General features: G+C 54.8%; 5 protein-coding genes and 1 pseudogene. 2 read left to right on the top strand and 4 right to left on the bottom strand.

The genetic code is table 11. The features are described 5' to 3' along the window. The 3 genes and pseudogenes from SPV1_RS14080 to folB all read right to left on the bottom strand — a co-directional run. Nucleotides 1-132: pseudogene (locus tag SPV1_RS14080) on the bottom strand (NAD(P)(+) transhydrogenase (Re/Si-specific) subunit alpha); the annotation flags it as partial. A gap of 304 nt (nt 133-436) precedes the next feature. Then, nucleotides 437-871 carry a 2-amino-4-hydroxy-6-hydroxymethyldihydropteridine diphosphokinase gene (gene folK, locus SPV1_RS02465; RefSeq protein WP_009849511.1) on the bottom strand — a complete coding sequence of 145 codons (435 nt, stop codon included), beginning with the start codon at nt 869-871 and terminating at the stop codon, nt 437-439. Next, on the bottom strand, nt 861-1,223 hold the full coding sequence (gene folB, locus SPV1_RS02460; RefSeq protein WP_231288247.1) for a dihydroneopterin aldolase: 363 nt from the start codon (nt 1,221-1,223) through the stop codon (nt 861-863). Before folB ends, folK begins: the two co-directional genes overlap by 11 nt. 115 nt (nt 1,224-1,338) lie before the next feature. Between folB and SPV1_RS14075 the strand changes: the two genes are divergently transcribed. Then, complete coding sequence (locus SPV1_RS14075) at nt 1,339-1,512, top strand: zinc-finger domain-containing protein (RefSeq protein WP_009849509.1); 174 nt, start codon at nt 1,339-1,341, stop codon at nt 1,510-1,512. A gap of 58 nt (nt 1,513-1,570) precedes the next feature. Here SPV1_RS14075 and rlmB read toward each other — a convergent pair whose 3' ends face one another. Beyond that, nucleotides 1,571-2,314, bottom strand: a complete 744-nt coding sequence (gene rlmB, locus SPV1_RS02455) for a 23S rRNA (guanosine(2251)-2'-O)-methyltransferase RlmB (RefSeq protein WP_009849508.1) — start codon at nt 2,312-2,314, stop codon at nt 1,571-1,573. Between the two features lie 235 nt (nt 2,315-2,549). Between rlmB and SPV1_RS02450 the strand changes: the two genes are divergently transcribed. Next, nucleotides 2,550-3,950, top strand: coding sequence for an OmpA family protein (locus SPV1_RS02450; RefSeq protein WP_009849507.1), 1,401 nt, complete (start codon nt 2,550-2,552; stop codon nt 3,948-3,950). The last annotated feature ends 15 nt before the right edge of the window (nt 3,951-3,965 follow it).

Below are 3,965 nucleotides of genomic sequence, written 5' to 3'. Positions count from 1 at the left end.
GCAGGATGCTTCGCCGGCACCGCGCTGTACGACCACATCGCAACCTGCAGCAATGAATTTCTTCACGCTTTCTGGTGTTGCGGCAACTCTTTTCTCATGAGGCAGGGTTTCTAGCAGAACCGCGATTAACATCGTATCACAATCTCCCGGTATCGAGTCAGGCTCTGTGCCACAAGCCCTGATAGCTGCGGAAGTGTAGGAGTAAAGCGAGCTTTTACAAGCGCAAAGGCACCGGCTTATGATCTGCCGGCAGTGCGCCCCGCGATACAAAGACCCGCCTTAAAAATATCGCAATACACTAATACCACTTCACTTTTAACGCCCATAAAACCAGAATCAAAAGGGTCTGATAACGATTCCGTCATTGCTCCTCACTCCGCCACAATGCCTCACTCCCACATCATCCGACAGATCAATGCCCGCGTGGCCGCGGCTTCTACAGACACAGCTCCACCGGCGTCAACTGGCCTGCCGGAATGATCGCCGACTCAATGTCGACCAGTTCGGATGCCGGCACACATGCATGTGCATAGCGATATAGCTCTTTATCAACAACCTGCTCATCATACATCAGCACGTCCAGATCCAGCGTACGCGGTTTCCATGAGCCAAGCGTTCGATCCCTGCCCTGCACATCTTCCAAAGCCTTCAGACACAGCCGGACGGCAGACTGTGACTGCTCCGTATGCAGCAAACAGCAGGCATTGAGAAAATCATCCCCGTCCATGCCGACAGCTGGCGAGCGGTAAACACTGGAAAACGCAACCGCCCCGAATGCCGTGCGCAGGGCTGCTGCAGCCTGCAACAGGTTCTGCTCCGCCTCAATATTCGAGCCCATGCCGATCAGCACGGCATGCATATCAGGCGGCACTCCGCTCAATCAGCACGGCAACATTCTCGCTGCCTCGCACGGCTCCCGGCTTGGACATTTTCAGCCGCAACCACGGCACATTAAACTCATCAATGACAATACGGGCGCAATGCTCGGCCAGCGCCTCAATCAGGCCGAAACTGGAACCTTCAACAAAACCGATCAGTCGCTTGGAAACAGCCTTGTAGTCCAGCGTATCGGCAATATCGTCACTCCGTGCAGCCTTGCTGGTATCCCACGCCATCTCCAGATCGAGACGTACCGTCTGACGTATTTCACGCTCCCAGTCATAAATACCGATGACCGTGCGCACCTCCAGCCCTTCTATCAATACCCGGTCAGTTATTTGCACGCATCACTCTCCTCTGGTTTGAAAATAGTGGCAAAACTTGACATTTTAAAGCTTGCCGACAAACTTCGCCCGTTTTTTTTGCCAGCCTCGGCCGGCAACATGGGGGACAGCAGCAATGGGCAACATTATCAGATCTACGGAAGAAGTCGTTTCCTGCTCAGATAACGGACAGCACCCGCTTGTATATATCAACCTGAAAAATGGCACGGGCCGCTGCCAGTACTGCGGTCAGAAGTTTGAAAAAGTCAGCGTGGAAAGTCACGCAGTAAAAACATCCGACGCCGCCTGACCTCGACGAAGGTCACTTATTCTGACCTGATCAGCCGATTACAAATCAACCAGCAGCATTAAGCCGTCACCCTCTGACGGTTGATCTCAAACAGCGCCACACCGGTCGCCACCGACACATTCAGCGACTCCACGACTCCCGGCATAGGGATATGAATCAACTGATCACAAGTCTCCCGCACCAGCCTGCGCACACCCTTGTCTTCTGACCCCATCACGACCGCCGTTGCGCCGGACAGCTTTGCATCATAAATGGAGAGCTCCGCTTCACCCGCCAACCCTACCGTCCAGAAACCTTGCTGCTGAAGCTGTTCAATACAACGCTTCATATTAATGACACGCAGCACAGGCAAGCGTGAGAGCGCTCCGCAGGCCGCCTTCGCCACCACCGGCGAATGCACATCGGCAGCATGATCCTTTAATACAATCACCGCCGCGCAACCCGCTGCCTCTGCCGTACGCACACAGGCACCCAGATTATGCGGATCTGTTACCTGATCCAGCAGCAGCACCATAGGCGCCGTTTCCATATCAACCGTTTTGAGCCACGCCTCGAATGTAGGCACCGCTTGTGCACCGGCAGCCACCATCTTCGCCACAACTCCCTGATGGGGCACGCCTTCGGCCAAACGTGCCAGCGCCTCTTTCGGCACAAAGGAGAAACGAATCGAATGCTTCTTGGCCAGGTGAATCAACTCATTGAGACGCGGGTGATGCTTACCCTTCTCAATCAACAATTCGTCAATCGAATCACCTGCGTCCAACGCATGCTTCACGGCATGAATACCGGCCAGTACACTCATCTTCTCTCCTTACTGCCTGCCCACAGGCTATCCGGAAGACTTCTAACGGCAGCCGCACAGAGTTGCAACCGCCCATCATCAGCACTGCATCTGAAACATCCGCCACAGCCAAACAGCAGCATGCAAGTAATGCCCGTCTGCTGCCTGACGCCTCTTCCATCTGATCAGTGTGTTCTGGCGCACAGAGCCACGCCCTTAAGCCTGTCAGAGTCACTCCCTCACAAGGAGAACAACCATGCACAAAATCATTACCGGCGGCCTGTTAATAGCCGCCATGGCACTAACATCCATATCGGTTCAGGCAGGCGAATCAGCCCCCCTGCTGGGAGAGGCAGAGGCCGTTCGGGCCCAGGAGCTCTCTCCTCTGGCATACAAGGCGGCAAAAGACGCCTATACGCAAAACAACACGGCAGAAGCGGATAAATATGCGCAACAGGCGATCACCAACAGTCTGACCATGAGCAAAAACTTCCCGAAACTGATTGAGTCGCGTGATCGCATGCGTGCATCTGGCACTGCAAATGTCCGTCGCGACCTGACAGAACGGGCCGAAGAGGCATTTGCACGTGTTGTTGCCGAAGTTGAATCCGGAGATATACGCCGCGCCCGCAAGGAGTCAGAGCAAGCAAAGCTGCTGACCTATCAGGCCGAGGTCGTTGCCGCACGCGAACAGCTGACGCGCCCTATCGCCAGAGCTATTGCAGAAGCACGCAAGGAGGGTGGCAAAACCTATGCGCCGGCCAGCTTCGCTAAAGCCAGTGACGGCTTGAAAAAAGTGGATCGTCTGGTTAGCAGCAATCCTGCCGCACGCGGTCAACTCTATAACGAAAGCAGAAACAGCATTGAAAGTGCGCGCACGTCACAGCAGATAGCCGGCCTCGGCAAACAGCTGAAGAAAAAGCCGGCTAACGTTGAAGCATGGGTAAACAGTCGCAATAGCGATATGGAGACCATTGCTTTAGCGCTCAAGCTGAATCTGGATAACACGGCATCACCCGGGGAGCGCGTCAAACTGATCACCGAAGCCATCGGACAGATGCGTTCCAACTATGATCTGCAACTGGCAGATGCACGCCAGCAAATCGACACACTGCAGGGCAACCTCTCCGAGTTGGACGATACACGCTCCAGCCTGGGGCAGGCGCGCTATAAGCTGCAAATCAAGCGCGAAGCCGAAGCCAAAATCGCGCAGCTGGCCAAGTTGTTTGATCCGTCACAGGTCGAGCTGTTCCTGACAACCGATGCCGATGTGATTATCCGCATGAAATCAATCCACTTCCCCAGCGGCAGCGCTATCATTCCATCGGAATCCTACGACCTGTTAGAGCTGGCCAGTAAAGCCATCGACCTGTTTGGCGACAGGGCGGTACGTGTAGAGGGCCATACCGACTCGATGGGTAACGATGAGTACAATCAGAACCTCTCCGAGCGCCGGGCGACCACTGTCAAAGAGTATCTGGATGCCCGCTTCAGCAACAATAAACGCACGATCACATCTATTGGCTTCGGCGAGAACAAGCCTATCGCCAATAACGAGAAGGCGGAGGGCCGCAGCAAGAACAGACGCATCGACATCGTTTTGCTGGCACCGGTCATGGAGGCTCCTGCCGATGCCGGACAACAAACCGACATGTGAGATCATGGTGAAGGG

This window comes from Mariprofundus ferrooxydans PV-1, assembly GCF_000153765.1.
GTDB classification, from domain to species: domain Bacteria; phylum Pseudomonadota; class Zetaproteobacteria; order Mariprofundales; family Mariprofundaceae; genus Mariprofundus; species Mariprofundus ferrooxydans.
This window is presented reverse-complemented; position numbering and strand designations above follow the sequence as displayed.

What these genes read in the sequence shown, in the direction of transcription:
- SPV1_RS14075 (WP_009849509.1), top strand. Translation starts at nt 1,339, where the DNA reads ATGGGCAACATTATCAGATCTACGGAAGAAGTCGTTTCCTGCTCAGAT.
- rlmB (WP_009849508.1), bottom strand. Translation starts at nt 2,314, where the DNA reads ATGAGTGTACTGGCCGGTATTCATGCCGTGAAGCATGCGTTGGACGCA.
- SPV1_RS02450 (WP_009849507.1), top strand. Translation starts at nt 2,550, where the DNA reads ATGCACAAAATCATTACCGGCGGCCTGTTAATAGCCGCCATGGCACTA.